This window comes from Kitasatospora sp. NPDC093558, from assembly GCF_040683475.1.
In the GTDB taxonomy this organism is placed as follows: domain Bacteria; phylum Actinomycetota; class Actinomycetes; order Streptomycetales; family Streptomycetaceae; genus Kitasatospora.
This window is the reverse complement of sequence record NZ_JBFBDY010001049.1, coordinates 1-1,645: the sequence shown is the minus strand read 5'-3', so window position 1 is coordinate 1,645 and position 1,645 is coordinate 1. Positions and strand designations below refer to the sequence as shown.

The following is a 1,645-nucleotide window of genomic DNA, read 5'->3' as shown; positions in this document are numbered from 1 at the left end:
TCCCCGTCGACCGCCACCCGCACGACGTCCGCACCCAGCGCCGCAACCACCGCGGACGTCCAGGCATCGTCCTGCCCCTCCGGCACGAGGGCCAGCCACCTCCCCGTCAGGGCGTCTACCCCGACCGGAGCCGCGTACGGCTTCCAGACCGCCCGGTAGCGCAGCCGGTCCGCGTCCGTCCGCTCGGTCTGCCGGCGGCGCCACGCCGAGAGGGCGGGCAGCAGCGCGCCGAGCGACGTGTCGTCGTCGAGCCCCAGCGTCGTGCCCAGCGCGCCATAGTCCTCGCGATCGACGGCGGACCAGAACGCGGCGTCCGCCGAGTCGCTCGCACCGACTACCTCCGGCGCGCGCTCGGGCCAGTACAGCTCACGCTGGAACGGGTAGGTGGGCAGGTCGGCCCGGCGGGCGCCGGTGCCGTCGAACAGCCGCGCCCAGTCGACCGGTACGCCCACGACGTGCAAGCAGGCCAGGGCCGTGACCAGCGTGTGCTCCTCCGGCCGGTCGCGGCGCAGCAGCGCGGCGGCCGGAGCGTCCACGGCCTGCTGGACGAGGGCCGACAGCACGCCGTCCGGGCCGAGTTCCAGGAAGGCGGTGGCTCCCGCCTCCTTCAGGGCCCGGACGCCGTCGGCGAAGCGGACGGTCTCGCGGACGTGGCGCACCCAGTACTCGGGGGTGCACAGATCCGCACGTGCGTCGCCCGTCAGGTTGGAGACCAGCGGGATCGAAGGAGCCGCGAACGCCAGCCCGTCGAGGACCGCCCGGAAGTCGTCCAGCATCGGGTCCATCAGCGGCGAGTGGAACGCGTGCGAGACCTTGAGCCGCGTGGTCCGCCGGTCGGCGAAGTGCGCCTCGATCGCCGCGACGGCCTCCTCGGCTCCCGAAACGACCACCGACGTCGGCCCGTTCACCGCCGCGATCGACACCAACTCGCCCATCACCGGCAGGACTTCACTCTCCGAAGCCTCCACCGCGAGCATCGCGCCCCCTTCCGGGAGCGCCTGCATCAGCCGGCCGCGCGCCGCCACCAGCTCGCACGCGTCCGCCAGCGAGAACACCCCGGCGACGTGCGCAGCCGCCACCTCGCCGATCGAGTGTCCGGCCACGAACTCCGGTCGCACGCCGAGCGATTCGACGAGCCGGTACAACGCCACCTCGACCGCGAACAGCCCGGCCTGCGCGTACTCCGTCCGGTTCAGCAGCTCGGCATCGGTACCCCACACCACGTCCCGAACCGGCAGCTCCAGCAGCTGGTCCAGCCGTGCGCAGACGCCGTCGAAGGCCTCGGCGAACACCGGGAAGCGGGCGTACAACTCCCGTCCCATTCCCAGCCGTTGCGACCCCTGCCCCGAGAACAGGAACGCCGTCGAGCGCTCCGCCGCCACCCCGCGCGCGACCTCCACACCGTCCACCACCACCGCCCGGTGCCCAAGAAGCGCCCGTCCGACGGCCAGCGAGTAAGCCACATCCAGAGCGGACAGCCCGTCCACCCCGCCCACACGCCCGAGCGAAGCGTCCAGCGCGGCCTCCGACTTGGCGGAGACCACCCACGGCGCGGCACCCACAGCCGCCACCGGACCAGCCGCACCAGGAACCGCAGGCGCCTGCTCCAGCAGGACGTGCGCGTTGGTGCCGCTGATGCCGAAGG

Annotated in this window: 1 protein-coding gene; it reads right to left on the bottom strand. The window is 73.4% G+C overall.

Annotated features, from left to right (window positions below; translation table 11 throughout):
* The coding region (locus AB0O00_RS38340) for an acyltransferase domain-containing protein (RefSeq protein WP_363659309.1) at positions 1-1,645 on the bottom strand (1,645 nt) is incomplete at both ends.